This is a genomic window from Pseudomonas sp. UBA5706 (assembly GCF_002419965.1).
Classification (GTDB): domain Bacteria; phylum Pseudomonadota; class Gammaproteobacteria; order Pseudomonadales; family Pseudomonadaceae; genus Aquipseudomonas.
Map to the genome: position 1 here is coordinate 1 of NZ_DIHC01000015.1, position 25,843 is coordinate 25,843.

At 58.7% G+C, this 25,843-nt stretch carries 23 protein-coding genes and 1 other RNA gene; 18 read left to right on the forward strand and 6 right to left on the reverse strand.

Going from position 1 to position 25,843, the window contains the following annotated elements; all coding sequences use genetic code 11:
- The 6 genes from B3I26_RS07265 to B3I26_RS07290 form a co-directional block, all read right to left on the reverse strand.
- Positions 1 to 608: formylglycine-generating enzyme family protein (locus tag B3I26_RS07265; protein WP_296256533.1), on the reverse strand; the 608-nt coding region annotated here is incomplete at its 3' end.
- A 412-nt stretch (positions 609 to 1,020) separates the two neighbouring features.
- A complete protein-coding gene (locus tag B3I26_RS07270; protein WP_296256535.1) occupies positions 1,021 to 2,022 on the reverse strand; it encodes a formylglycine-generating enzyme family protein in 1,002 nt (333 codons plus the stop codon).
- Between the two features lie 525 nt (positions 2,023 to 2,547).
- Positions 2,548 to 3,126, reverse strand: a complete 579-nt coding sequence (locus tag B3I26_RS07275) for a BON domain-containing protein (protein ID WP_296256538.1) — start codon at positions 3,124 to 3,126, stop codon at positions 2,548 to 2,550.
- Positions 3,123 to 3,716: a phosphoheptose isomerase gene (locus B3I26_RS07280; protein WP_296256540.1), complete on the reverse strand. Its 594-nt coding sequence runs from the start codon at positions 3,714 to 3,716 to the stop codon at positions 3,123 to 3,125. The genes B3I26_RS07275 and B3I26_RS07280 overlap by 4 nt, the downstream gene beginning before the upstream one ends.
- 156 nt (positions 3,717 to 3,872) lie before the next feature.
- Positions 3,873 to 4,247, reverse strand: a complete 375-nt coding sequence (locus B3I26_RS07285) for a YraN family protein (protein WP_296256542.1) — start codon at positions 4,245 to 4,247, stop codon at positions 3,873 to 3,875.
- Complete coding sequence (locus B3I26_RS07290) at positions 4,244 to 6,058, reverse strand: penicillin-binding protein activator (protein WP_296256544.1); 1,815 nt, start codon at positions 6,056 to 6,058, stop codon at positions 4,244 to 4,246. Before B3I26_RS07290 ends, B3I26_RS07285 begins: the two co-directional genes overlap by 4 nt.
- 222 nt (positions 6,059 to 6,280) lie before the next feature.
- Between B3I26_RS07290 and rsmI the strand changes: the two genes are divergently transcribed.
- From rsmI to lpxC, 18 genes are all read left to right on the forward strand, one after another.
- On the forward strand, positions 6,281 to 7,186 hold the full coding sequence (gene rsmI, locus B3I26_RS07295) for a 16S rRNA (cytidine(1402)-2'-O)-methyltransferase (protein ID WP_296256546.1): 906 nt from the start codon (positions 6,281 to 6,283) through the stop codon (positions 7,184 to 7,186).
- Positions 7,187 to 7,272: 86 nt separating this feature from the next.
- Positions 7,273 to 7,630: RNase P RNA component class A (gene rnpB / locus B3I26_RS07300), an RNA gene on the forward strand.
- Between the two features lie 306 nt (positions 7,631 to 7,936).
- On the forward strand, positions 7,937 to 8,392 hold the full coding sequence (gene mraZ / locus B3I26_RS07305; RefSeq protein ID WP_296256547.1) for a division/cell wall cluster transcriptional repressor MraZ: 456 nt from the start codon (positions 7,937 to 7,939) through the stop codon (positions 8,390 to 8,392).
- Positions 8,389 to 9,336, forward strand: coding sequence for a 16S rRNA (cytosine(1402)-N(4))-methyltransferase RsmH (gene rsmH / locus B3I26_RS07310; RefSeq protein WP_296256548.1), 948 nt, complete (start codon positions 8,389 to 8,391; stop codon positions 9,334 to 9,336). Before mraZ ends, rsmH begins: the two co-directional genes overlap by 4 nt.
- A complete protein-coding gene (gene ftsL, locus B3I26_RS07315; RefSeq protein WP_110948514.1) occupies positions 9,333 to 9,626 on the forward strand; it encodes a cell division protein FtsL in 294 nt (97 codons plus the stop codon). Before rsmH ends, ftsL begins: the two co-directional genes overlap by 4 nt.
- Positions 9,623 to 11,371, forward strand: a complete 1,749-nt coding sequence (locus B3I26_RS07320) for a peptidoglycan D,D-transpeptidase FtsI family protein (protein ID WP_296256551.1) — start codon at positions 9,623 to 9,625, stop codon at positions 11,369 to 11,371. Before ftsL ends, B3I26_RS07320 begins: the two co-directional genes overlap by 4 nt.
- Positions 11,371 to 12,834 carry a UDP-N-acetylmuramoyl-L-alanyl-D-glutamate--2,6-diaminopimelate ligase gene (locus B3I26_RS07325; protein ID WP_296256553.1) on the forward strand — a complete coding sequence of 488 codons (1,464 nt, stop codon included), beginning with the start codon at positions 11,371 to 11,373 and terminating at the stop codon, positions 12,832 to 12,834. The genes B3I26_RS07320 and B3I26_RS07325 overlap by 1 nt, the downstream gene beginning before the upstream one ends.
- Positions 12,827 to 14,212 carry a UDP-N-acetylmuramoyl-tripeptide--D-alanyl-D-alanine ligase gene (locus B3I26_RS07330; RefSeq protein WP_296256555.1) on the forward strand — a complete coding sequence of 462 codons (1,386 nt, stop codon included), beginning with the start codon at positions 12,827 to 12,829 and terminating at the stop codon, positions 14,210 to 14,212. The genes B3I26_RS07325 and B3I26_RS07330 overlap by 8 nt, the downstream gene beginning before the upstream one ends.
- Positions 14,212 to 15,294, forward strand: coding sequence for a phospho-N-acetylmuramoyl-pentapeptide-transferase (gene mraY, locus B3I26_RS07335; RefSeq protein WP_296256556.1), 1,083 nt, complete (start codon positions 14,212 to 14,214; stop codon positions 15,292 to 15,294). The genes B3I26_RS07330 and mraY overlap by 1 nt, the downstream gene beginning before the upstream one ends.
- A 5-nt stretch (positions 15,295 to 15,299) precedes the next feature.
- Positions 15,300 to 16,646 carry a UDP-N-acetylmuramoyl-L-alanine--D-glutamate ligase gene (murD, locus tag B3I26_RS07340; RefSeq protein ID WP_296256558.1) on the forward strand — a complete coding sequence of 449 codons (1,347 nt, stop codon included), beginning with the start codon at positions 15,300 to 15,302 and terminating at the stop codon, positions 16,644 to 16,646.
- Positions 16,643 to 17,860 carry a putative lipid II flippase FtsW gene (gene ftsW, locus B3I26_RS07345; RefSeq protein ID WP_409521954.1) on the forward strand — a complete coding sequence of 406 codons (1,218 nt, stop codon included), beginning with the start codon at positions 16,643 to 16,645 and terminating at the stop codon, positions 17,858 to 17,860. Before murD ends, ftsW begins: the two co-directional genes overlap by 4 nt.
- On the forward strand, positions 17,847 to 18,920 hold the full coding sequence (gene murG, locus B3I26_RS07350; protein WP_296256560.1) for an undecaprenyldiphospho-muramoylpentapeptide beta-N-acetylglucosaminyltransferase: 1,074 nt from the start codon (positions 17,847 to 17,849) through the stop codon (positions 18,918 to 18,920). The genes ftsW and murG overlap by 14 nt, the downstream gene beginning before the upstream one ends.
- Positions 18,913 to 20,373: a UDP-N-acetylmuramate--L-alanine ligase gene (gene murC / locus B3I26_RS07355; protein ID WP_296256562.1), complete on the forward strand. Its 1,461-nt coding sequence runs from the start codon at positions 18,913 to 18,915 to the stop codon at positions 20,371 to 20,373. The genes murG and murC overlap by 8 nt, the downstream gene beginning before the upstream one ends.
- Positions 20,370 to 21,329, forward strand: a complete 960-nt coding sequence (locus tag B3I26_RS07360; protein WP_296256564.1) for a D-alanine--D-alanine ligase — start codon at positions 20,370 to 20,372, stop codon at positions 21,327 to 21,329. The genes murC and B3I26_RS07360 overlap by 4 nt, the downstream gene beginning before the upstream one ends.
- Before the next feature lie 3 nt (positions 21,330 to 21,332).
- Positions 21,333 to 22,202, forward strand: a complete 870-nt coding sequence (locus B3I26_RS07365) for a cell division protein FtsQ/DivIB (RefSeq protein WP_296256565.1) — start codon at positions 21,333 to 21,335, stop codon at positions 22,200 to 22,202.
- Between the two features lie 15 nt (positions 22,203 to 22,217).
- Positions 22,218 to 23,477, forward strand: a complete 1,260-nt coding sequence (gene ftsA, locus B3I26_RS07370) for a cell division protein FtsA (RefSeq protein ID WP_296256567.1) — start codon at positions 22,218 to 22,220, stop codon at positions 23,475 to 23,477.
- A 62-nt stretch (positions 23,478 to 23,539) separates the two neighbouring features.
- Positions 23,540 to 24,730, forward strand: coding sequence for a cell division protein FtsZ (ftsZ, locus tag B3I26_RS07375; protein WP_296256569.1), 1,191 nt, complete (start codon positions 23,540 to 23,542; stop codon positions 24,728 to 24,730).
- A 112-nt stretch (positions 24,731 to 24,842) separates the two neighbouring features.
- Complete coding sequence (lpxC, locus tag B3I26_RS07380; RefSeq protein WP_296256570.1) at positions 24,843 to 25,754, forward strand: UDP-3-O-acyl-N-acetylglucosamine deacetylase; 912 nt, start codon at positions 24,843 to 24,845, stop codon at positions 25,752 to 25,754.
- Positions 25,755 to 25,843 lie beyond the last annotated feature (89 nt).

Sequence of the window (25,843 nt, forward strand, 5' to 3'; positions counted from 1 at the left end):
TACTCCCATTGGGCTTCTGTGGGCAGATCCACCGCATAGCCACTTAGCTCCCCCAGCCAACTGCAGTAGTCCTTGGCTTCTTGCCAGCCTTTAGCTGGTGCAGGCAACTTGGGTGAAAAGAATTTTTCTTGCAGATCTTCTCGATCGCGAATTTCCGCATAGAACAGCGGTTTGCCTTCAGCAATAAAGAACACATCAAAATCTCCCAGCATCGTCTGGTATTTTGATAGAGAGTAGCTGCTCAGCTTAACGGGATGAACGAAGTCATCATCACCGTCCATGCTAATTCTACCCATGCGTTCATGCTCAACCCCGCATGGCCAGTCGCACATGTTGGCGGGGTCATCGTCATACGGCCAACCAAAATCCCCCATCTGGAATTCGCCGCCTTCGACAAATACCATATTGTCCAGCGACCGCACGACGGTATGGAGCACTTTGCCGCGAAGCTCGGACGAGAGTTTCGGGTATTTCTGCTCAATGGTCGCCGCAATCTGTGCGACTTTATCAGGCGAGAGCTTTTGGCTTGTGGGGAGAGAAAGAGATTGCGCCTCGCAGCCGGTCAAGAGAAGTAAAGTTAAAATATGTAATGGAATATGTCTATTCATTGAATGTCCTTATAGATGTAATCTGAAGGTAGCATTCTAACACTTGGTGGTTGCCATAGCTCGTATGTCCAGAAGAATGATTCCGAAAATTCAGGAAAGCTAGATACTAACGCTGTTATGTGAGGCCTATAACTGCTGTTTCGAGCGACCGATGTGGGGGACATATTTTGATAACATTATTTCCGTTCGGCACGCACCATGTTGAGCGGTCATGAGCAAGATGTATTCAATCGTTAAATTGAAAACCTTGCTATATTCAACATAGGAGCGCTGATTCGCTTAGACCCCCAGCAATGCGTGGCGCAAGGAGAGGGTGCTGGTGGCCGCGCAGCGCAGTGGCTTGTTTGAGGGGTTGGTCTAAACATTGATCAAATAATGAGGGCATTGTGCTGGTGCCCTTAATATTTCGGCTCTATAACGGCTGATGGGATTGAACGGCACAGCGGAAGCTAAAGCCTGGAATATGTCCTTTTCTTATCGGTACCTCTGGCCAGCGCCGTACAGTACTTGCGCTGAGCAAGGGGCCTTCTGGATAATTCGAGCCTCTAAGCACACGATGTGTACCTGTCTGGGGGCCGGTGGGATTTTCGACCGGTGAATAGCGATAATAATCTTTATCGTACCAATCGTTGACCCAGTCGGTGGCATTCCCTGACAAGTTGTAAAACCCCAGGGGGCTAGGAACATAACTGTCGACGGCAAAGGTCAGGCGTGTACTGCGACCCGGGCCTCCGAAGTTGCGACCATAGTTGAGGCTTCCATTGTCGGTAGAGTAGGCTACGTATTGACCCCGGTTACGCGCTGCATACTCCCATTGGGCTTCTGTGGGCAGATTCACCGCATAGCCACTTAACTCTCCCAACCAACCACAGTAATCTTTAGCTTCTTGCCAGCTTTGGGTGGGCGCAGGCAGCTTAGGTGCATAGAACTTTTCGTGCAGATCTTCTCGCTTACGATCTTCCGCGTCAAACAACGGTTTGCCTTGAGCAATAAAGAACACGTCAAAATCCCCCAGCATCGTCTGGTATTTTGATAGAGAGTAGCTGCTCAGCTTAACGGGATGAACGAAGTCATCATCGGCGCGCATGCTGATTCTACCCATTCGCTCAGGCTCTACCCCGCATGGCCAGTCGCACATATTGGCGGGGTCATCGTCATACGGCCAACCAAAATCCCCCATCTGGAATTCGCCGCCTTCGACAAATACCATATTGTCCAGCGACCGCACGACGGTGTGGAGCACTTTGCCGCGAAGCTCGGCAGAGAGTTTCGGGTATTTCTGCTCAATGTTCGCCGCAATCTGTGCGACTTTATCAGGCGAGAGCTTTTGGCTTGTGGGGAGAGAAAGAGATTGCGCCTCGCAGCCGGTCAAGAGCAGTAAAGTTAAAAGATGTAATGAAATATGTTTTGCCACAGAAATGTCCTTATATATTTGATCCGGGATCCTACCTAAAACTCTATAGCGTCTGGTCTGCGCTTTGGCGGGTATTTTTAATAATTATTATAACTATCTTGAAATTTTTCATTACCCACTGTCCTGGTCACAGATCATATGTAGGAGTTGGTCAATTAGTCGTACAGGCTGTTGAGCGCGGCTCAGAATGAACGGCTTAAAGCTGCTGCGACGCAAGGGCAGGGCCTGATCCGGTTGTAGTGTTATATGGGCGTCTGCTGGGTTCTAAAATAGCAGCAGGCGTTCCATCGGCGCAGTACGTGCAAATGCGGCGGGGGATATCTGCCGATGATCAGCGCCTGTGCGCGCGTTCTTGAGCGTTGAGCGCGTTGTCGCGTTTCTTGAAATGGTTTCAGTCGCTCAACAACAGCGATTCTGACGTTCATACCTGGATTTACCGCCGCTCGCCCGCAAATCTTTGTAGCAGTCCTTCTTCTCGGCGGCAGCGTGTTCAATCGCCACCGCCGGATCCCCGGCAGCACGGTGTCAGTCGATGTACTCAAAAAGCTTCACGATCTTTTGCACGCCTGCCACGCCTTGAACCAGATTGGTCGCACGGTTGGCTTCTGCCTGGGTCAGCAGGCCGAGCAGGTAGACGATGCCGTTCTCGGTCACGACCTTGATCCGCGAGCCCGGGATAGCGCTGTCGGTCAGCATCTCGGTCTTAATCTTGCTGGTCAGCCAGGCGTCGTTGCTACGGGCCAGCAGGGAGGAGGGCTCAATGACCTGCAGCTCGTTGTTGACCTTCTTGACCTTCTGCACCTGGCTCGCAGTCTGCTCGGCCAGCTGTTTGAGGTCGGCGCGCGGGGTTTGACCGGCAAGTAACACTACCCCGTTGAAGCTGGTTACAACGATGTGCGAGGCTTTGTCCAGGTCAGGGCTGGCCTTGGCGACATTGACCGCGACCTTGGTTTCGATCAGTGAGTCATCGATCTTGCTACCGAAAGTGCGCGTACCGCGATCGTCATCAATGGGTGCTTCGCGGCTGGCGTTGATCACCGAGCTGCATCCGCTGACGCCCAGGCAGAGCGTCAGGGCCAGCAGGCTGAGACGTTTGGATATCATTCTTCACTCCCGAACAATTGGCTGTCGATCAAGTCGCAAAGGCAGTGGATCGACAGCAGGTGGACTTCCTGAATACGTGCAGTGACCTTGGCCGGCACCCGGATTTCGACGTCCTCCGGCAGCAACAGCGAAGCCATGTCACCGCCGTCGCGACCGGTCAGCGCCACGACGATCATTTCGCGGTCATGGGCAGCCTGAATGGCTTGGATGATGTTGGCGGAATTGCCACTGGTGGAAATTGCCAGCAACACATCGCCAGGCTGGCCAAGGGCGCGGATCTGTTTGGAAAAGATTTCGTTGTAGCTGTAGTCGTTGGCGATCGAGGTGATGGTCGAGGTGTCGGTCGTCAGTGCGATGGCTGGCAAGCTCGGTCGCTCACGCTCGAAACGGTTGAGCAGCTCCGACGAAAAGTGTTGTGCGTCGCCGGCTGACCCGCCGTTACCACACGCAAGCATCTTGCCTTCGTTGAGCAGGGCGTTGACCATCACTTGGCTGGCTTGCTCGATGTAGGGTGCAAGAACGTCCATCGCCTGCTGCTTGGTATCGATGCTGGCCTGAAAAAGCTGGCGAATTCGGGATTGCATGTCCATCTATGAAAACCTTAATAGGGGCGGCTGGTCGGGCGACGTATTGATAAGGTCGTCGGCTTCCCGGCACAAAACTGTGCAGCCCGCAAAGCAAAGAGCAAAAAAACAGTGTGGGTTCAGGTATTCCGGCGAGCGTCTTGGCAGAGACTTGCGATTTGATCAGCTGTCGAACGCGTTCTGCAGCCAGTTCAGCGCAGGCGCCTTGCCCGGATCGCCATTGATTGCCACGACATCGAAGCGGCAGGGAGAATCCGCCCATTTCGATTCGTTTTGCAGAAACCATTGTGCGGCCAGGGTGAGCTTTGCCTGCTTGCGAAAATCGACGCTTTCCAGCGCGCCACCCCATCCGGCGTGGCGTCGATAGCGAACTTCGACGAATACTACTGTATCGCCGTCGAGCATGACCAGATCAAGCTCGCCGCGTTTGCATGACCAATTCTGTGTGATGAGTTGTAAACCTTGTTGCAGCAAGTACCGCAGGGCATAGGCTTCAGCGTCGCGCCCTGCGGTTTGTCGCGTATTGCTTGTGCTCAAGGAGCGGTGTCCGGCAGGCGCTGAACCTTGCCGTCGACGAACTGCGCCCAAGGCAGCTGGCGCTCGATGCGCTGGCCCTGGCCGATCGCCAGGCTGCCGGAAAGACCGTCGATGCGGCTGTCCGGAAGCGTTTTCAGTTGGCTCAGGCGAGGCGCCAGGCGATAGGCATCGATGCCCATGGCGTACAAGCGGCCCAGGCTGCCCGATGCCTGTGGCCATTGAGCGGTGACCTGTTGGCGAAGTGGGTCGGTAGCGTTAAGCAGCCAAGGGGTTTCGCAGAAGCGCACGCCGCTCAGGTCGTTGTACATCGCTTGATCGTTGCTGTTGGTGAACAGGTGCGAAGTGGCATAGACCGGAACGTCACCGGCGTACTGGAAGACCATGGTCGGCTTGATCTGTTGAGCCTGCTGCGGCGTAGCGGCCAGGAACATGAAGTCAATGTCCTGACGACGGCTTGGCTGGGCAGCCATTTGTGCGCCGGTGGTGCTTTGCAGGCGCTGGGCACGACCTTCGCTGTTACGCAGCTGGAAAAGATCGGCCACTTGCTGGGCCAGTGCAACGGGTTGGTCGATGCGCTCGACACCCAGGAAGGTGCCGCCCTTGGCTTGCCAGCTCTGACGGAAAGCCTCGAGCACACGATCGCCCCATTCGCCTTTCGGCACCATGGCCACGGCACTGCGCTTGCCATCGGCCCAGGCGCGACGTGCAACTTCGCGGGCTTCATCTTCTGCGGCCAAGCCGAACTGGAACAGCTCAGCCGGACCTTGAGTGGTGGAGTCACTGTAGTTCAGGGCCAATGTAGTAATCGGCAATTGCTGATGGGTGCTTAACTGCTTGACCAGCGGTTTTTCCAGAGGACCGACGACCAACTGCACGCCAGCCGCTTTGGCCTGGGCATAGAAGGCGTCCATGGACGTCACGCGGGAGCTGTCGAACACTTCGATGCTGGGCGGGTTCTGGCCTGCCTGCTGCGCTTGATAGTGTGCGGCCATGAAGCCGTCACGCAACGCTCGAGAAACCGAGGCCAACGGGCCTTCCTGTGGTAGTAGCAAGGCGATCTTGGTCAGCGGCTCGCTCTTCAGTTCGCGCAGTTGCGTCAGGGTCGTCGGCAACTGGCGCGCTGCCGGGTGTTGCGGGTTTTGCGCTTTCCAGTTGTCGATCGCGGCCTGTTGCTGTTCAAGGGTGCCAGCGCCTTTTACCGCGCGGGCAAGGCTCAGCCAGCCACCCATGTCGTCGTTGGCCGAGCTTTGCAATTGTTCAGGGGACAGGGCGGCGACCAGCGCCCAGATCGCATCATTATTGGCGTTCAGGGCATCGCCCTGCAGCAACGGCCCCATGAACACGCGTTCGCTGGCTGCGGCGAGCGTCTGGCCGTCGGCTTCCAGGGCGCGGGCGCGGACGGTGTGGGTGCGGGTCTGCAGATCCACCGGCATTTCGCCTAGATGTTGCATGCTTGGATGGTTGAGTGCAGTCAATGCTGCCTTTGGCTGACTGCGACCCAATGCCAATTCGGCGGCCAGAGTATTGGCGTAGATCTGCTTATCTGTCTTGAGCTGATCCATCTGGACCTGCTCGAGAATGCTGGCCGCACGCCCGGGGTTGTTCTGGCGTGCGGCCAGGTCCGCGGCTGTCAGTCGCAGCAGTGCAGCCTGGTCGGGCGTCTTGGCAGCGGTGGCTTGCTCGAGCAACTGCTCGATGCTGGCGTCGGGTGTGCGTGGCAGTTCGCCAAGGCTGGAGGAGGGCGAACCGGCACAAGCGGCCAGTAAGGCAGCCAGGCAGAGGGCAGATAACAGCCGCAGGCAAGCGATCATGTCTATGTTCCTGATACTTGAGCAAATTAGCGTGGAATTGTACCCAAGCACTGGCCGGGGCGCGATGTTGTAGGCGTTAGGACAGTGATAAAGATCGTCTTGAAGCGCCCGCGAGCGTCTCGCTCGGCGCCTTGCCTCGGCTAGGGGCGATTGCCTGGATGTACGTGCGTGTGTGTCGGTCCAATTCTCAATCTCCCTGTTTGCCTCGGCTTAACCTGTACAATGCAGGCTTTAATCGAACATGAGGTGTGCGCTTTGACTGCTCCGGGTGCTTTGAATTCCACTACAGGCTCGCTTTATGTGGTGGCCACGCCGATCGGCAACCTGGATGACATGAGTGTGCGTGCTTTGAAGGTACTGCGTGATGTGTCGCTGATTGCCGCGGAAGATACCCGGCATTCACTTCGGTTAATGCAACACTTCGGTATCACGACTCCGCTGGCCGCTTGCCACGAGCACAATGAACGTGAAGAGGGGAGCCGCTTCATCACGCGTTTGCAGGCTGGCGATGATGTTGCACTCATTTCCGATGCCGGTACTCCGCTGATTTCCGACCCCGGTTATCACCTTGTGCGGCAGGCGCGGGCAGCGGGGATTCAGGTCGTTCCGGTTCCAGGTGCCTGTGCATTGATAGCGGCGCTTTGCGCGGCGGGGTTACCTTCCGACCGTTTCATCTTCGAAGGTTTTCTTCCGGCCAAGTCGGTAGGACGCAAGGCGCGTCTGGATCTGCTCAAGGAGGAGCCGCGTACGCTGATTTTTTACGAAGCCCCACACCGCATCCTCGAATGCCTGCAGGACCTGGAGGATATCTTCGGTGCTGATCGTCCTGCCGTGCTGGGTCGGGAATTGACCAAAACTTTCGAAACGCTAAAGGGTCTGCCATTGGGAGAATTGCGCGCTTTCGTCGAAAGCGACAGTAATCAGCAACGCGGAGAATGCGTGGTGCTGGTTGCAGGCTGGAGCGAGCCCGAAGGCGAGGATGCGATTGGTGTTGAAGCACGGCGTGTGCTGGATCTGCTGCTGCAGGAAATGCCGCTTAAACGCGCAGCGGCACTGGCGGCTGAAATCACCGGAGTGCGCAAGAATTTGCTGTATCAGGTGGCACTGGATAAACAAAAAACTCAGTGAGTGCTGTGCGTATGTCCGCGTTATAAATGAGCAAGGACTTATTAAAGCTTGTTCTTGGGTCGCCCTGGCATTAACCTTGGCGGCGGAGAGTCGATTGGACAGTCGCTGCCTCTCATTGTTCCGCAATGAGGGGGGGAGGAAAGTCCGGGCTCCATAGGGCAGAGTGCCAGGTAACGCCTGGGAGGCGCGAGCCTACGGAAAGTGCCACAGAAAATAACCGCCTAAGCATTTCGGTGCCGGTAAGGGTGAAAAGGTGCGGTAAGAGCGCACCGCACGTCTGGCAACAGTTCGTGGCTAGGCAAACCCCACTCGGAGCAAGACCAAATAGGGTTCCTAGGCGTGGCCCGCGCTGGAACCGGGTAGGTTGCTAAAGATGTCCAGTGATGGCCATCGTAGAGGAATGACTGTCCTCGACAGAACCCGGCTTACAGATCGACTCTCCACCTCATTTTCTCCCCTCGTTTGTACCGTTTCTTCCTCCTCGTAATGCCAAAAAAATCTTAAACCTCATAAATCACTTTAACTCCGGCCCTCATCTTTTTGAGTTTTCTCGGATTTATCTGTAAGAACGCTCCGAAATTCTCCAAAACTCCTCTATCACCCGTCGTAAATCTCCGTCCTGTAAGGGTTTTCCGTGAGAAGTCGCCTTGACGGTGTGGTGGGCGCATTCCTATAGTGTGCGCAAGTGGTGGAAAGTGGCGTGAAGTGGGTTTTTTTACCGCAAAAAGATAATATTCGGAGAAAGCGCCTGTGTTCCGTGGTGCAAATGCAATCAATCTCGACGCAAAGGGCCGTCTCGCTATGCCGAGCCGGTACCGTGACGAGTTGGATTCGCGTAGCTCCGGCCAAATGATTGTGACCATTGACACTGTCGACCCCTGCTTATGCATTTATCCACTCCCGGAATGGGAAGTGATCGAAGCCAAATTACGTGAGCTGGCCACATTTCGTGAGGAAAACCGTCGTCTGCAACGACTCTTGATCGGCAATGCGGTTGATCTGGAGCTTGACGGCAGCGGGCGTTTTTTGGTGCCGCCTCGTCTGCGTGAGTACGCCAAGCTCGATAAGCGAGTGATGCTGGTAGGCCAGCTCAACAAGTTTCAACTGTGGGATGAGGACGCCTGGAACGCACTTGCTGATGCGGACCTTGCGGCCATTCAAAAACCGGGCGCGATGCCTGATGAACTGCGTGATTTGATCCTGTGACTACAACTAGCGGCTTTACCCACATCACCGTACTGCTCGAAGAAGCCGTCGAGGCTCTCGCGGTGCGCGCCGATGGCTGCTATGTGGACGGCACATTCGGGCGGGGCGGGCACAGCCGTCTTATATTGCGAAACCTGGGGCCTGATGGCCGGCTCCTCGGATTTGATAAAGATCCTCAAGCGATTGCCACAGGGCAAGCGCTGGCGGCCGAAGACGGCCGCTTTGTCATTGTGCAGCGCAGTTTTGCCGAAATGGGCGCCGAGGCTCTGGAACGCGGCATCGCGGGAAAAGTCACCGGCATCCTGCTTGATCTTGGCGTTTCGTCGCCGCAATTGGACGACCCTGAGCGTGGCTTCAGTTTCATGAACGATGGCCCGCTGGACATGCGCATGGACCCTTCTCGCGGGATCAGTGCTGCCGATTTCGTCAATAGCGCAACTGTCGAGGAGATTGCCCGCGTCTTCAAGGAATACGGCGAAGAGCGTTTCGCCAAGCGCATGGCAGGTGCTGTCGTTACCCGCCGTGAAACGCAACTCTTTAAACGCACTGCCGATCTGGCCGAAGTATTGAAAGTCGCCAACCCCGCATGGGAAAAGGGCAAGAACCCGGCGACCCGTGCGTTCCAGGGTTTGCGCATTCACGTTAACAACGAGCTCGGCGACCTGGAAGCCGGCCTCGAGGCCGCGCTTGAAACACTGGAAGTGGGCGGTCGTCTGGCGGTCATCAGCTTCCATTCGTTGGAAGATCGCATCGTTAAATTGTTCATGCGCAAATTGGTCAAGGGTGAGGCAGACAACATGCCGCGCAACTTGCCTATTCGCCATAAAGCCTTCGAGCCGACCATCAAGCTGATCGGCAAAGCCCAGTTTGCTTCAGACGCAGAAACCCGCGCCAACCCTCGTTCGCGCAGTGCAGTCATGCGTGTTGCGGAGAAGCTACGGTGAGCCGCGGTTTCTTCAAGCCGTTGCCGGGCGGCAGCTTCTTCATGCTGCTGCTGTTTATTGCCGTTCTCGTTTCGGCAATCGCCGTTTCCTATAGTGCGCACTGGAACCGTCAACTGCTCAACTCGCTGTACGCCGAACTCAGCGTGCGCGACAAGGCGCAAGCCGAGTGGGGCCGCCTGATCCTTGAGCAAAGCACCTGGACTGCCCACAGCCGCATCGAAGCGCTGGCGACCGATCAATTGAAAATGCGTATCCCGAACGCCGCCGATATCCGGATGGTGTCGCCATGATGAAGCTTGAAGGCGCACTGTACCCTTGGCGATTCCGCGTCGTGGTCGGCCTGCTGTCTGTCTTGGTGGCGGCGATTGCCTACCGCATCGTCGACTTGCAGGTCATCGATCATCGCTTCCTGATCGAGCAGGGGGACGCACGCAGCCTGCGTAACGTTTCCATTCCCGCGCACCGTGGTCTTATCACTGACCGCAACGGTGAGCCTTTGGCTGTCAGTACGCCGGTCACCACTATCTGGGCCAACCCTTCCGAAATGCAGGCGGACAAGAGCAAGTGGTCGCAACTGGCGCAGGCGTTGGGTCAGGATCCGAAGGCCCTGACCGACCGCTTGAACGAGCAGGCCAGCAAGGAGTTTATCTATCTGGTTCGTGGCCTGACCCCGGAACAAGGCCAGTCGGTCCTAGATCTTAAGGTGCCGGGCGTTTACGGGAAGGAAGAGTTCCGCCGTTTCTATCCGGCCGGCGACGTGACCGCCCACATGGTCGGTTTTACCGACCTCGACGATCATGGCCGCGAAGGGGTCGAACTCGCTTACGACGACTGGCTCGCGGGTGTGCCCGGCAGAAGGCAAGTGATCAAGGATCGGCGCGGCAGGCTCATCAAGGACCTGCAAGTGAAGAAGAATGCCAAGGCCGGGAAAACCCTGGCTTTGTCTATTGATCTGCGCCTGCAATACCTGGCGACCCGCGAGTTGCGCAACGCGATTCAGGAAAACGACGCCAAGGCCGGCAGCCTGGTGATCATGGACGTGAAGACTGGCGAAGTGCTGGCGATGGTCAACCAGCCCACCTATAACCCGAACAACCGCCGCACCATGGTTCCGGCCGCGATGCGTAACCGGGCGATCATCGACGTGTTCGAGCCGGGCTCGACCATGAAACCGATCTCCATGACAGCCGCCCTCGACAGTGGTCGCTGGAAGCCCAGTGACAAGGTTGAGGTGTACCCGGGCACGCTGCAGATCGGCAAATACACCATCCGCGACGTGACCAAGACCGAAGGCCCGATTCTCGACCTGACCGGTATCCTGATCAACTCCAGTAACGTCGGCATGAGTAAGGTCGCGTTCGATGTCGGCGGCGAAGCGATCTTCCACGCCATGCAGCGCGTGGGTCTGGGCCAATACACGGGCCTCGGCTTCCCCGGCGAGCGCGTAGGCAACCTGCCGAACTATCGTGAGTGGCGCAAGGCAGAAACCGCGACCCTTTCCTACGGCTACGGTCTGTCGGTAACGGCGCTGCAATTGGTGCACGCCTATTCGGCACTGGCCAACAACGGCAAGATTGTCCCGCTGACCATTCTGAAAACCGACAAGCCAACGGATTCGGTCCAGGCCATCCCGGAGGCGACTGCCAAAACCCTGCAAGGCATGCTCCAGCAAGTTATCGAAGATCCGCGCGGCGTTTACCGTGCGCGAGTGCCGTCGTATCACGTAGCTGGCAAGTCGGGTACTGCGCGTAAAACTTCGGTGGGTACCAAAGGCTACGCCGAGAACTCCTATCGGTCGCTGTTCGCCGGGTTCGGCCCGATGAGCAATCCGCGCTATGCCATTGTGGTTGTGATCGACGAGCCGAGCAAAGGCGGCTACTTCGGTGGTTTGGTGTCTGCGCCGGTATTCAGCAAAGTGATGTCAGGCACATTGCGCTTGATGAATGTGCGCCCGGACAACCTCGCGCCTGTTGCGCCTGAACAGCAGGCCAATGCCGCACCGCCGGTCGTTCCAGTCAAGGGAGGACGTGGCTGATGTCTTTCAACTTGAGCAAGATTTTTGCCCAGAGCGACCGGGACCTGTTGATTCGGGAATTGACGCTGGACAGCCGTAAGGTGCGTCCTGGCGATCTGTTCCTGGCGATTCCAGGTTTGAAAGTCGACGGTCGCGATCACATTACCGATGCCATTGCTCACGGTGCAGCCGCCGTGGCCTATGAAGTCGAAGGCGCGAAGGTGCTGCCGATCACCGACATCCCGATGATTCCGGTCAAGGGTCTGGCGGCGCAGTTGTCGGATATCGCCGGACGTTTTTATGGCGATCCGAGCCGCATCATGAATCTGGTGGGCGTCACAGGCACCAACGGCAAGACCAGCGTCACCCAGCTGATCGCGCAAGCGCTCGACAAACTGGGTCAGCGCTGCGGTCTGATCGGCACGCTGGGCACCGGCTTCTACAGCGAATTGAAAAGCGGAATTCACACCACCCCCGATCCAATTTCGGTGCAGTCGACCCTCTACGACCTGAAAAAAGCCGGGGCCAAAGCGATTGCGATGGAGGTCTCGTCTCATGGCCTGGATCAAGGTCGTGTCACGGCGCTGGCGTTCGATGTGGCGGTGTTGACGAACCTGTCTCGGGACCACTTGGATTACCACGGCACGATGCAAGCGTATGGCGCGGCCAAGGCCAAACTGTTCGCGTGGGATGACCTGAGTTGCCGCGTGATCAACCTCGACGACGAATTCGGTCGCCAGCTGGCCGCCAAACCCCATCCCTCTCGTTTGATCACCTACAGCCTGGAAGACAGCGCTGCCTATCTGTTCTGCCGCGATGCGCAGTTCGACGACGACGGTGTGCGCGCCACACTGGTGACGCCACAGGGCGACCACGTCCTGCGCAGCGGTCTGCTGGGCCACTTCAACCTAAGCAACGTGCTTGCCGCTGTCGGGGCCTTGCTGGGCCTGGATTATCCGCTGGACGACATCCTAAAAGTGCTGCCAGCCCTCGAAGGCCCGGTCGGCCGCATGCAGCGCTTGGGCGGCGGCGCGCGTCCACTGGTGGTGGTCGATTACGCCCATACCCCGGATGCACTGGAAAAAGTCCTCGCCGCCCTGCGTCCGCACGCAAAAGGTCAACTGACTTGTCTGTTCGGTTGCGGCGGTGATCGCGACCGCGGCAAGCGTCCTTTGATGGCCGAAGTCGTCGAGCGCCTGGCCGACAAGGTACTGGTCACCGATGACAACCCGCGCAGCGAAGATCCTGCGCGTATTTTCGATGATATTCGTGCCGGTTTTACTGCTGCAGATAACGTTGAGTTCGTGGCCGGTCGTGCTCGAGCCATCGCGCAAATCATCGCCCGGGCCCAGGCCGCCGACGTGATCGTACTGGCAGGCAAGGGCCATGAGGATTACCAGGAAATCGATGGCCAGCGCCACGCGTTTTCCGATCTTGAACAAGCCGCTGCAGCATTGAACGAATGGGAGGCTGCGCATGCTTAAGCCACTTTCGTTCAGCGAACTGCTGATGCCGCTCGACGCACGTCGGGTTGGCGGTGATGCACGCTTTGATGGCGTCAGCATCGACAGCCGCATCATCGATCCAGGGCAGCTGTTCGTGGCGCTGACCGGTCCGAATTTCGACGGCCACGATTACCTTGATCAGGTCGCTGCCAAAGGTGCTGTCGGCGCATTGGTCGAACGTGAGATTCCAGGCAGTGGTTTGCCACAACTCATCGTTGGCGACACCCGCAAGGCGCTGGCGCAGTTGGGGGCGATGAATCGCAACGCGTTCATCGATAAACCTGTGGCCGCAATCACCGGTTCAAGCGGCAAGACTACGGTAAAGGAGATGCTCGCGAGCATCCTGCGTACCCGAGGTCCGGTGCTGGCGACTCGTGGCAACCTGAATAATGAACTGGGCGTACCACTGACCCTGCTGGAGTTGGCGCCGGAGTTCGACGCTGCGGTGATCGAGCTGGGCGCCTCGCGCATCGGTGAAATTGCCTTCACCGTCAGCTTGACCAAGCCCCACGTCGCGGTGCTGACCAACGCCGGGACTGCGCATGTGGGTGAATTCGGCGGTCCTGAAAAGATTGTCGAAGCCAAGGGCGAGATCATCGAGGGGCTCGACAGTCACGGCACTGCGGTATTGAACCGTGACGACAAGGCATTCGACATCTGGGTAGCCCGTGCGGGCGCGCGCAAGGTGTTGAGCTTTTCTACCCAGCATCGCGAAGCAGACCTGTATGCCAGTGATCTGGGCATCGACGCCCGTGGCTGTCCGGCGTTCACCCTGCACAGCCCGAACGGCTCGGCGCAGGTGCAGCTGAATCTGCTGGGTGCACATAACGTGTCCAATGCGTTGGCGGCCGCCGCTGCCGCTCATGCCTTGGACGTTTCGCTGCCAGGCATCATCACTGGACTCAACAGCGTGCAACCGGTCAAGGGCCGCACTGTCGCGCAACTGGCGAACAACGGCATGCGCGTGATCGACGACACCTATAACGCCAACCCGACCTCGGTCGCGGCGGCCACCGACATTCTTGCCGGTTTTGCCGGGCGCAGGATTCTGGTGCTCGGTGACATCGGTGAGCTGGGCGACTGGGCCGAACAGGGGCATCGCGATGTCGGCGCTTACGCTGTCGGTAAAGTTGACGCGTTGTATGCCGTTGGTCCGCTTATGGCCCACGCGGTCAGTGCTTTCGGGCAGGCTGCGCGCCATTTCGCAAGCCAGGCTGACCTGATCGAGGCCCTCGGCGCCGAGCAAGATAAAAACACAACCCTATTGATCAAGGGCTCTCGCAGTGCGGCGATGGAAAACATCGTGGCGGCGCTGTGCGGACCCCAGACTTACCCCTTGAAGGCGGAGAAACATTAATGCTGCTGCTGCTGGCCGAGTATCTGCAACAGTTCTACAAAGGCTTCGCGGTCTTCCAGTACCTGACCCTGCGCGGAATTCTTGGCGTGCTCACTGCACTGTCGCTCTCGCTTTGCCTTGGTCCGTGGATGATCCGCGCCCTGCAGAGCAAACAGATCGGCCAATCGGTCCGTAACGACGGTCCGCAATCCCACCTGTCCAAATCCGGCACCCCAACCATGGGTGGCGCACTGATTTTGTCCGCCATCGGCATTGCCACGCTGTTGTGGGCCGACCTCTCCAACCGCTACGTGTGGGTGGTGCTGATCGTCACGTTGCTGTTCGGCGCCATCGGCTGGGTCGATGATTACCGCAAGGTCATCGAGAAAAATTCGAAAGGCCTGCCCAGTCGCTGGAAGTATTTCTGGCAGTCGGTGTTCGGCCTGGGGGCCGCGATCTTCCTTTATGTGACTGCGCAATCGCCGGTTGAAACCACGTTGCTGATCCCGATGCTCAAGGATTTCAGCATCCCGCTGGGCATTGGTTTCGTAGTCCTGACTTACTTCGTGATTGTGGGCTCCAGTAATGCCGTCAACCTGACCGATGGCCTGGACGGTCTGGCAATCATGCCCACCGTCATGGTCGGCGGGGCGTTGGGGATCTTCTGCTACCTGTCCGGTAACGTGAAATTCGCCGAATACCTGCTTATCCCTTATGTGCCTGGCGCGGGCGAGCTGATCGTGTTCTGCGGTGCGCTGATCGGTGCCGGGCTGGGCTTTCTCTGGTTTAACACCTACCCCGCGCAGGTGTTCATGGGCGACGTCGGCGCGCTGGCGCTGGGCGCAGCCCTTGGCACCATAGCAGTCATCGTTCGTCAGGAGATCGTTCTGTTCATCATGGGTGGCGTGTTCGTGATGGAGACCCTTTCAGTCGTCATTCAGGTTGCCTCCTTCAAATTGACCGGCCGTCGCGTCTTCCGTATGGCACCGATCCACCACCACTTCGAACTCAAGGGCTGGCCCGAGCCGCGCGTGATTGTCCGCTTCTGGATCATCACGGTGATTCTCGTACTGATCGGCCTTGCTACGTTGAAACTGAGGTAATTGAAGTGTCGCTGATCGCTTCCTCTCACTTCCGCATCGTTGTCGGCCTCGGCAAAAGCGGCATGTCCCTGATTCGCTTCCTGGCGAACCGGGGCGTGGCGTTTGCCGTGGCCGATACGCGGGAGAACCCTCCGGAGCTGGCGACCTTGCGTCGCGACTACCCGCAGGTGGAAGTGCGCTGTGGCGAGCTGGATGTCGAATTTCTCTGCCGCGCCGACGAGCTTTATGTCAGTCCCGGTTTGGCCTTGGCAACGCCTGCGCTGCAGCAGGCTGCGGCTCGTGGCGTGAAACTGTCCGGTGACATCGAATTGTTCGCGCGAAACGCGAAGGCGCCGATTGTCGCCATCAGCGGCTCCAACGCGAAAAGCACCGTCACCACGCTGGTCGGCGAAATGGCCGCGGCGGCTGGCAAGCGCGTCGCCGTCGGCGGCAATCTCGGTACCCCTGCGCTGGACCTGCTCAGCGACGACGTCGAGCTGTATGTGATGGAACTGTCGAGCTTCCAGCTGGAGACCACCGATCAACTGGACGCTGAAGTCGCCACCGTGCTCAACGTCAGCGAAGACCACATGGACCGCTACAGCGGCCTGCCTGCCTATCATCTGGCCAAACACCGGATTTTCCGTGGCGCTCGTCAGGTGGTGGTCAATCGTCAGGACGCGCTGTCGCGACCATTGATCGGCGAAGGCGTGCCGTGCTGGACCTTTGGTCTGAACAGGCCTGACATCAATGGCTTCGGTCTGCGAGAAGAGCAGGGTGAAAAGTACCTGGCGTTCCAGTTCGACAACCTGATGCCGGTCAGTGCACTGAAAATCCGTGGCGCGCACAACCATGCCAACGCCCTGGCAGCACTGGCGCTGGGCCACGCCGCCGGACTGCCGTTCGAGCCTATGCTCGCTGCACTGCGCAGCTTCGCGGGGCTGGTTCACCGTTGTCAGTGGGTCCGCGAGCTGGCTGGCGTCAGTTACTACGATGACTCCAAAGCCACCAACGTCGGTGCCGCCTTGGCCGCCATCGAAGGCTTGGGTGCGGACATCAGCGGCAAACTGGTACTGATCGCCGGCGGCGACGGCAAGGGGGCGGATTTCGACGCGCTCAAATCCTCCGTTGCCACTCATTGTCGCGCCGTCGTCCTGCTGGGACGCGACGCTGAACTGCTCGCTGCGACTTTCGGCGATTCGGTGCCTCTGACACGCGTCAAAACATTGGAAGAAGCTGTGCAACGTGCTGCCGAATTGGCCCAGGAAGGGGACGCCGTGTTGCTGTCCCCGGCCTGCGCAAGCCTGGATATGTTCAAGAATTTCGAAGAGCGCGGACGTTTGTTCGCTCAGGCCGTGGGGAGCTTGTCATGATCTTTGGCGTGATCAAGCCTTATCCATCGCCGATCATCAGCGGTCGCGGCGTCGACGTCGATTTCCCGATGCTCGCCGGTTGCCTGGCCTTGCTGGGCCTGGGCCTTGTCATGATCACGTCCGCGTCGTCGGAAGTGGCCGCGGTGCAGTCCGGCAACGCGCTTTACATGATGACCCGGCACCTGATCTACCTGGTGCTGGGCCTGGGTGCCTGTATCGCCACCATGATGATCCCGGTTGCAACCTGGCAGCGTCTGGGCTGGCTGATGCTGATCGGCGCGTTCGGCCTGCTGGTGATGGTGATCGTCCCCGGCATCGGGCGCGAGGTGAACGGGTCGATGCGCTGGATTGGTTTCGGCATGTTCAACGTACAGCCGTCGGAAATTGCCAAGGTCTTCGTGGTGATCTTTCTGGCCGGCTACCTGATTCGTCGTCAGCAAGAAGTTCGCGAGAGCTGGATGGGTTTCTTCAAGCCGTTCATCGTGCTGCTGCCGATGGCCGGCCTGCTGCTGATGGAGCCTGACTTTGGTGCCACCGTCGTGATGATGGGCTCGGCGGCAGCGATGCTGTTCCTTGGTGGTGTGGGTCTGTTCCGCTTCACCCTGATGGTGGCGATGGCCGTGGGCGCGGTGTTCGTACTCGTGCAGGCGCAGCCTTACCGGATGGCTCGTCTGATTACCTTTACCGACCCGTGGTCCGATCAGTTTGGCTCCGGCTATCAGTTGACTCAGGCGTTGATCGCCTTCGGGCGCGGCGAGTGGTTCGGCGTCGGCCTGGGCAACAGTGTACAAAAACAGTTTTACCTGCCCGAAGCACACACCGACTTCGTGTTCTCGGTGCTGGCGGAAGAGCTGGGCGTCGTGGGTTCACTGGCAACCGTCGCCCTGTTCGTGTTCGTGAGTATCCGCGCCATGTACATCGGCATGTGGGCCGAGCGCGCCAAGCAATTTTTCGCTGCCTATACCGCTTACGGTCTGGCTTTCCTGTGGATTGGCCAATTCCTGATCAACATTGGCGTGAACGTCGGCCTGCTGCCCACCAAAGGGTTGACCCTGCCATTTCTCAGCTACGGTGGCAGTTCGCTGATCATTTGCTGCGCAAGCCTGGGCCTGTTGCTGCGCATCGAATGGGAATCGCGCAACAACATGGGCAGCGAAGAGGCCGAATTCAACGAGAGCGATTTTGCCGAGGAGCCAACCCATGGCCGTCGGTAACGTATTGATCATGGCCGGTGGCACCGGCGGACACGTGTTCCCGGCACTGGCGTGCGCTCGCGAGTTTCAGGCGCGCGGCTACACCGTGCACTGGTTGGGCACGCCACGCGGAATCGAAAACGAATTGGTGCCCGCGGCGGGTCTGCAGTTGCACCTGATCAACGTTACCGGGCTGCGCGGCAAGGGTCGTCTGTCGTTGCTCAAGGCGCCGTTTATGCTGTTCAAGGCGTTGTTGCAGGCGCGCAAAGTCGTTCGCGAGCTCAAACCGGTGTGTGTCGTCGGTTTCGGTGGCTACGTGACCGGTCCCGGCGGCCTGGCGGCCAGGCTTGGCGGCGTGCCGTTGATCATTCACGAGCAGAACGCTGTGGCCGGTACCGCTAATCGCAGCCTGGCTTCATTCGCCGCTCGCGTGTGCGAGGCCTTCCCGCAGACGTTCGCTGCGTCGGCCAAGCGGCGCACCACCGGCAACCCGGTACGTGCCGAGCTGTTTTTTGAGACACCACGCCAGGCTCTGGTCGGGCGCAAGCCTCGCTTGCTGGTGCTGGGCGGAAGCCTGGGGGCCGAGCCACTTAACAAATTGCTGCCTGAAGCGCTGGCTCAGGTGCCTGCGGATCTGCGGCCTGAAGTGTTCCATCAGGCTGGCAGGAATCACGATGAGGTCACCACCGAGCGCTATCGCGCGGCCGGGGTCGAGGCGCAGGTTGCCCCCTTTATCAAAGACATGGCCCAGGCCTATGGCTGGGCGGATCTGGTGGTTTGTCGCGCAGGTGCGCTGACCATCAGCGAACTGGCCGCCGCAGGTCTGCCCTCGTTGCTGGTGCCATTGCCCCACGCGATCGACGATCACCAGTCGCGCAATGCCGAATATCTGGCTCGTGAAGGCGCTGCCTTCGTGATGCCGCAAGCGACAACTGGCGCCGCCGAGATGGCGGCTCGCCTGAAAGAGGTTTTGATGCAACCCGAACAATTGAAGCGCATGGCTACCACGGCCCGCCAACTGGCCAAGCCGGATGCCACTAACACCGTCGTTGATGTCTGCCTGGAGGTGGTCCATGGTTGAGAGTCAACGTGCGATGCCACAACCGGAAATGCGCCGAATCCGTCGCATCCACTTCGTCGGTATCGGCGGTGTAGGGATGTGCGGGATTGCCGAAGTGTTGTTGAACCTGGGCTATGAAGTGTCCGGTTCCGATCTTAAGGCATCGCCTGTGACTGAACGTCTCGAATCGTTCGGCGCGCACATCTTCATCGGCCACCGTGCGGAGAACGCCTCGGCGGCCGACGTGCTCGTGGTTTCCAGCGCGGTGAACACCGCTAACCCGGAAGTAGCGACTGCCCTTGAACGGCGTATTCCGGTAGTGCCACGTGCCGAAATGCTGGCTGAACTGATGCGCTATCGTCACGGTATCGCGGTCGCCGGGACTCATGGCAAGACCACTACCACCAGCCTCATTGCTTCTGTGTTTGCAGCCGGTGGCCTGGACCCGACGTTCGTGATCGGCGGTCGTTTGAACGCCGCCGGCACCAACGCGCAGCTTGGTACCAGTCGTTACCTGATCGCCGAAGCGGACGAGAGCGACGCCAGTTTCCTGCACTTGCAACCGCTGGTAGCAGTGGTGACGAATATAGACGCCGACCACATGGCGACGTACGAAGGCGATTTCAACAAGCTGAAGAAAACCTTCGTCGAGTTCCTGCACAACCTGCCGTTCTATGGGCTGGCCGTGGTGTGCACCGACGACCCGGTGGTGTGCGACATCCTGCCAGCGGTGAAGCGTCCAGTTGTCACCTACGGCTTCAACGAAGATGCCGACGTGCGCGCGATCAATGTTCGCCAGGACGGCATGCGCACCCACTTCACTGTCTTACGCCGCGACCGTGCGCCGCTGGATGTTTCGGTGAACATGCCCGGCAATCACAACGTACTCAACTCGCTGGCTACCATCGCCATCGCGACCGACGAAGGCATCAGCGATGAGGCCATTGTTCAAGGCCTTTCCGGCTTCCAGGGCGTGGGGCGTCGCTTTCAGGTCTACGGTGAATTGCCGGTCGAGGGCGGCAACGTGATGCTGGTGGACGACTACGGTCACCATCCTCGCGAGGTCGCGGCCGTGATCAATGCCGTGCGCGGTGGCTGGCCGGATCGCCGTCTGGTCATGGTTTACCAGCCGCACCGTTACAGCCGTACCCGCGATCTGTACGACGATTTCGTGCAGGTGCTCAACGATGCCAATGTCCTGCTGCTGATGGAAGTCTATCCCGCAGGCGAAGAGCCGATTCCTGGCGCCGACAGCCGTCAATTGGCGCACAGCATTCGTCAGCGTGGCCAGTTGGACCCGATCTATATCGAACGTGGTGTGGAACTGGCGCCGTTGGTCAAGCCGTTGCTGCGTGCGGGCGACATCCTGCTGTGTCAGGGCGCTGGCGATATCGGTGGCCTGGCGCCGCAGTTGCTTAAGAGCCCGTTGTTCACGGGCGCCATCGTGGCCTCAACCGAAGGTAAGCTGAAATGACAGCCGCCGCGCAAGTCTCCCTGTTCTCGACCCTGCAGCCGAAAGGCTTCGGTCGGGTCGCCGTGCTCTTCGGTGGCAAGAGCGCGGAGCGGGAGGTTTCCCTGAAATCCGGCAAAGCTGTGCTTGAAGCATTGCAGGGCGCGGGTGTCGATGCGTTTGCCATCGATGTGGGCGACGATTTGCTGCAGCGACTGGTGAACGAGAAAATCGATCGTGCGTTCATCGTGTTGCACGGCCGCGGTGGCGAGGACGGCACCATGCAGGGTTTGCTGGAGTGTCTGGACATCCCGTACACCGGCAGCGGTGTGCTGGCTTCGGCACTGGCAATGGACAAGCTGCGTACCAAGCAGGTCTGGCAGAGTCTGGGACTGCCGACCCCTCGCCACGCGGTATTGGGTAGTGAAGCCGATTGTATTTGCGCGGCGATGGAACTGGGCTTTCCTTTAATCGTCAAACCCGCCCATGAAGGCTCCAGTATCGGTATGGCCAAGGTGAGCGGCGTCGATGAATTGATCGCCGCATGGAATGCCGCCAGTACCTACGATTCACAAGTGTTGGTCGAACAATGGATTCAAGGTCCGGAGTTCACCGTCGCCTCGCTGCGTGGGCAAGTATTGCCGCCCATCGGCCTGGGCACCCCTCACAGTTTCTACGACTACGACGCCAAGTACCTGGCTTCCGATACCCAGTACCGGATTCCGTGCGGCCTCGACGCAGCCAAAGAACAGGAACTCAAAGCGCTGACCGCTCGTGCCTGCGAAGCAGTGGGTATCGCCGGATGGGCGCGCACCGATGTTATGCAGGACGCCGAAGGCAAGTTTTGGTTGTTGGAAGTCAACACCGTGCCCGGCATGACCGATCACAGTCTTGTACCCATGGCCGCAAGAGCGGCGGGTCTGGATTTCAAACAGTTGGTGTTGGCGATTCTGGCCGACAGTGTCCAGGTGCGGGGGTAAGTCATGCTCGGCGCGACGGTACGTCATCAGCAATCCACTCCGGGCCGCAAGCCGGTGCCTCGTGGCGCCAGTCGCATGGTGGCCAAAGAGCCTTTGTCGGCGCGCATGCCCCGGCCGAACTTCGGTTTCCTGCGCAGCCTCATGTGGCCCGTGCTGCTGGTGGTGTTCGGTTTCGGCACTTACGAAGCGGCGCAACGCCTATTGCCTTACGCCGACCGCCCGATCTCGCGGATCAACGTTCAGGGTGACCTGAGCTACATCAGCCAGCAGGCCGTCCAGCAGCGCATTGCCCCCTTCGTGGCTACCAGCTTCTTCAATATTGATCTGGCCGGGATGCGTACCGAACTCGAGCAGATGCCGTGGATCGCCCACGCCGAAGTCCGCCGTGTGTGGCCGGATCAGGTGGTGATTCGACTGGAAGAGCAATTACCGGTCGCACGTTGGGGCGATGAAGCCCTGCTGAACAACCAGGGTCAGGCGTTCACCCCGCGTGAGCTGGCCAACTACGAACACCTTCCGCAGTTGTTCGGGCCGCAACGGGCTCAACAGCAGGTGATGCAGCAGTACCAGGTATTGAGCCAGATGTTGCGCCCGCTGGGCTTCTCCATCGCTCGCCTGGAGTTGCGTGAGCGAGGCAGCTGGTTCCTCACCACCGGCGCAGGCAACGCGGGCCCAGGCCTGGAGTTGCTGCTGGGGCGTGACCATCTGGTGGAAAAGATGCGCCGCTTTATCGCCATCTACGAAAAAACGCTTAAAGAACAGATCACGAACATTGCGCGCGTCGACCTGCGTTACAACAACGGCCTTGCCGTCGGTTGGCGTGAGCAGGCGTCAGCTACAACGACGGACAAACCCGCCGTCGCGAAGAATTGATAAGAGGCAGGACCCATGGCAAACGTGCAAAGCGGCAAAATGATCGTCGGATTGGATATCGGCACCTCCAAGGTGGTGGCGCTGGTAGGCGAAGTCGCGGCTGATGGCACGCTGGAAATCGTCGGTATCGGCACCCACCCCTCACGAGGCCTGAAGAAGGGCGTGGTGGTGAATATCGAATCGACCGTGCAGTCGATTCAACGCGCTGTCGAAGAAGCGCAGTTGATGGCTGGCTGCCGCATCCACTCGGCGTTCGTGGGTGTCGCCGGCAATCACATTCGCAGCCTGAACTCCCACGGTATCGTGGCGATTCGTGACCGCGAAGTGAGCTCGGCTGACCTGGAGCGCGTACTCGATGCCGCTCAGGCCGTGGCGATCCCCGCTGACCAGCGCGTCTTGCACACGCTGCCGCAGGATTACGTGATCGATAACCAGGAAGGCGTTCGTGAGCCGCTGGGCATGTCGGGCGTGCGTCTGGAAGCCAAGGTTCACGTGGTGACCTGCGCTGTGAACGCTGCACAGAACATCGAGAAGTGCGTTCGCCGGTGCGGTCTGGAAGTGGACGACATCATTCTGGAGCAACTGGCTTCGGCGTACTCGGTGCTGACCGACGATGAGAAAGAGCTGGGTGTATGCCTGGTCGACATCGGCGGCGGCACCACTGATATCGCGATCTTCACTGAAGGCGCTATTCGTCACACCGCAGTGATCCCGATTGCCGGTGACCAGGTCACTAACGACATCGCCATGGCCCTGCGTACGCCTACGCAGTACGCCGAAGAGATCAAGATCCGTTACGCCTGCGCATTGGCCAAACTGGCCGGTGCCGGCGAAACCATCAAGGTTCCGAGCGTCGGTGACCGTCCCCCGCGTGAGCTGTCGCGTCAGGCCCTGGCCGAAGTGGTCGAGCCACGTTATGACGAACTGTTCACCCTGATTCAGGCCGAACTGCGTCGCAGCGGCTACGAAGATCTGATCCCGGCCGGCATCGTGCTGACCGGAGGTACGTCGAAAATGGAAGGCGCGGTGGAACTTGCCGAAGAAATCTTCCACATGCCGGTGCGCCTTGGTGTGCCGCACAGCATCAAGGGTTTGACGGACGTGGTTCGCAACCCGATTTACTCCACCGGCGTCGGCCTGTTGCTGTATGGACTGCAAAAGCAGTCTGACGGCATCTCGCTGTCCGGCCTTTCCGGCTCCGGTAGCAGTTATAGCGATGAACCGAAGGCTCCAGTGTTTGAGCGTCTCAAACGCTGGGTCCAGGGGAATTTCTAGGATTCAAAAGTGGTAGGCAGGCAACAGGCGACATAAAACTAGAGAACTGAAGGAGAGGGAACATGTTCGAGCTCGTAGACAACATCCCACAAAGCCCGGTAATTAAAGTTATCGGCGTCGGCGGTGGCGGCGGCAACGCAGTCAACCACATGGTCAAGAGCAATATCGAAGGCGTCGAGTTCATCTGCGCCAACACCGATGCTCAAGCCCTGAAAAACATTGGCGCACGTACCATTTTGCAACTGGGTACCGGTGTGACCAAGGGCCTGGGCGCAGGTGCCAACCCTGAAGTCGGTCGCCAGGCCGCGCTGGAAGATCGTGAGCGCATTGCAGAAGTCCTGCAGGGCACCAACATGGTCTTCATCACCACCGGCATGGGTGGCGGTACCGGTACCGGTGCAGCACCGATCATTGCCGAAGTGGCCAAGGAAATGGGCATCCTGACCGTTGCGGTCGTGACTCGTCCGTTTCCGTTCGAAGGTCGCAAGCGCATGCAGATCGCCGATGAAGGCATCCGTGCGCTGTCCGAAAGCGTTGACTCGTTGATCACCATCCCCAACGAGAAGCTGCTGACCATCCTGGGTAAAGACGCAAGCCTGCTCTCGGCTTTCGCCAAGGCGGACGATGTATTGGCCGGTGCTGTTCGCGGTATCTCCGACATCATCAAGCGTCCAGGCATGATCAACGTCGACTTCGCTGACGTGCGCACCGTGATGTCCGAAATGGGCATGGCGATGATGGGCACTGGCGCTGCCAGCGGTCCTAACCGTGCGCGTGAAGCCACCGAAGCGGCGATCCGCAACCCGCTGCTCGAAGACGTGAACCTGCAAGGTGCCCGCGGCATTCTGGTGAACATCACTGCCGGTCCTGACCTGTCCCTGGGCGAGTACTCGGACGTGGGTAGCATCATCGAAGCGTTCGCCTCCGAGCACGCCATGGTCAAGGTCGGTACCGTTATCGATCCGGACATGCGCGACGAGTTGCACGTAACAGTGGTCGCCACCGGCCTAGGCGCGAAAATCGAGAAGCCTGTGAAGGTTATCGACAACACCCTGCAGACTGCACAAGCCGCACCGGTGCAGCAGCAGACAGCACGTCAGGAACAGCCTTCGGTGAACTACCGCGATCTGGACCGTCCTACCGTGATGCGCAATCAGGCTCACGCAGGCGCCACCGCGGCGGCAAAAATGAATCCGCAAGATGATCTGGATTACCTGGATATTCCAGCCTTCCTGCGTCGTCAGGCTGATTGATGAGTTCTATCAGGGGTATAAGGGTGATTGGTGTTCAGCAAAGGCGAGGTCTGCTATCATCGCCCGCCTTTGTTGATACTAATTCGCGATATGCGCTGAAGCGGCCAATGCCATGATTAAACAACGCACCCTGAAGAATATTATCCGTGCCACAGGTATCGGCCTGCACTCGGGGGAGAAGGTTTACCTTACCCTCAAGCCCGCACCTGTGAACGCAGGCATTGTGTTTTTCCGTACCGACCTCGATCCCGTCGTGCAGATCAACGCCTTTGCGGAGAACGTGGGAGACACCACTCTGTCCACAACGCTCTTCAACGGCGATGTGAAGGTCGATACGGTTGAGCACCTGCTGTCGGCTTTGGCCGGCCTTGGCATCGATAACGCCTATGTTGAACTCTCTGCCTCCGAAGTTCCGATCATGGACGGCAGCGCAGGCCCCTTCGTATTCCTGATTCAGTCAGCTGGCCTGGAAGAGCAGGACGCACCGAAGAAATTCATACGCATTCTGAAAGAAGTCTGCGTAGAAGAAGACGGCAAATACGCAAAGTTCGTGCCGTTCGAAGGTTTCAAGGTGAGCTTCGAAATCGATTTCGACCACCCCTACCTCAAGAACCGTACGCAAACTGCAAGCGTCGACTTCTCCAGCACTTCGTTTGTAAAAGAAGTGAGCCGAGCGCGTACATTCGGTTTCATGAAAGACATCGAGTACCTGCGCAAGCATAATCTTGCGCTCGGCGGCAGCGTCGAGAACGCTATCGTCGTGGACAAGGACGGCGTGTTGAACGAAGACGGCCTGCGTTACGAGGACGAGTTCGTCAAACACAAGATTCTGGATGCCATCGGTGACCTGTATCTATTGGGCAACAGCCTGATCGGCGAGTATCAGGGCTTCAAGTCGGGACACGGTCTGAACAACCGTCTGCTGCGTGCCCTCATCGCACAGAAAGACGCTTGGGAAGTCGTCACCTTCGAAGATGCCAGTACCGCACCGATCTCGTACATGCGCCCTGTAGCGGCGGTGTAAATACTCTCTTCTTCTAGTTTGTTTATTTAAGGCCACCTTCGGGTGGCCTTTTTTCATTGTGGGCTTAGGCGCTGTGTTTGGGGTGGTCC

Excerpts from the sequence above, each read along its gene's own strand:
- B3I26_RS07275 (WP_296256538.1), bottom strand. The coding sequence starts at position 3,126 with ATGATATCCAAACGTCTCAGCCTGCTGGCCCTGACGCTCTGCCTGGGC.
- B3I26_RS07280 (WP_296256540.1), bottom strand. The coding sequence starts at position 3,716 with ATGGACATGCAATCCCGAATTCGCCAGCTTTTTCAGGCCAGCATCGAT.
- B3I26_RS07290 (WP_296256544.1), bottom strand. The coding sequence starts at position 6,058 with ATGATCGCTTGCCTGCGGCTGTTATCTGCCCTCTGCCTGGCTGCCTTA.
- rsmI (WP_296256546.1), top strand. The coding sequence starts at position 6,281 with ATGCAGGCTTTAATCGAACATGAGGTGTGCGCTTTGACTGCTCCGGGT.
- B3I26_RS07320 (WP_296256551.1), top strand. The coding sequence starts at position 9,623 with ATGATGAAGCTTGAAGGCGCACTGTACCCTTGGCGATTCCGCGTCGTG.
- B3I26_RS07325 (WP_296256553.1), top strand. The coding sequence starts at position 11,371 with ATGTCTTTCAACTTGAGCAAGATTTTTGCCCAGAGCGACCGGGACCTG.
- B3I26_RS07330 (WP_296256555.1), top strand. The coding sequence starts at position 12,827 with ATGCTTAAGCCACTTTCGTTCAGCGAACTGCTGATGCCGCTCGACGCA.
- mraY (WP_296256556.1), top strand. The coding sequence starts at position 14,212 with ATGCTGCTGCTGCTGGCCGAGTATCTGCAACAGTTCTACAAAGGCTTC.
- ftsW (WP_409521954.1), top strand. The coding sequence starts at position 16,643 with ATGATCTTTGGCGTGATCAAGCCTTATCCATCGCCGATCATCAGCGGT.
- murG (WP_296256560.1), top strand. The coding sequence starts at position 17,847 with ATGGCCGTCGGTAACGTATTGATCATGGCCGGTGGCACCGGCGGACAC.
- murC (WP_296256562.1), top strand. The coding sequence starts at position 18,913 with ATGGTTGAGAGTCAACGTGCGATGCCACAACCGGAAATGCGCCGAATC.
- B3I26_RS07360 (WP_296256564.1), top strand. The coding sequence starts at position 20,370 with ATGACAGCCGCCGCGCAAGTCTCCCTGTTCTCGACCCTGCAGCCGAAA.
- B3I26_RS07365 (WP_296256565.1), top strand. The coding sequence starts at position 21,333 with ATGCTCGGCGCGACGGTACGTCATCAGCAATCCACTCCGGGCCGCAAG.
- ftsA (WP_296256567.1), top strand. The coding sequence starts at position 22,218 with ATGGCAAACGTGCAAAGCGGCAAAATGATCGTCGGATTGGATATCGGC.
- ftsZ (WP_296256569.1), top strand. The coding sequence starts at position 23,540 with ATGTTCGAGCTCGTAGACAACATCCCACAAAGCCCGGTAATTAAAGTT.
- lpxC (WP_296256570.1), top strand. The coding sequence starts at position 24,843 with ATGATTAAACAACGCACCCTGAAGAATATTATCCGTGCCACAGGTATC.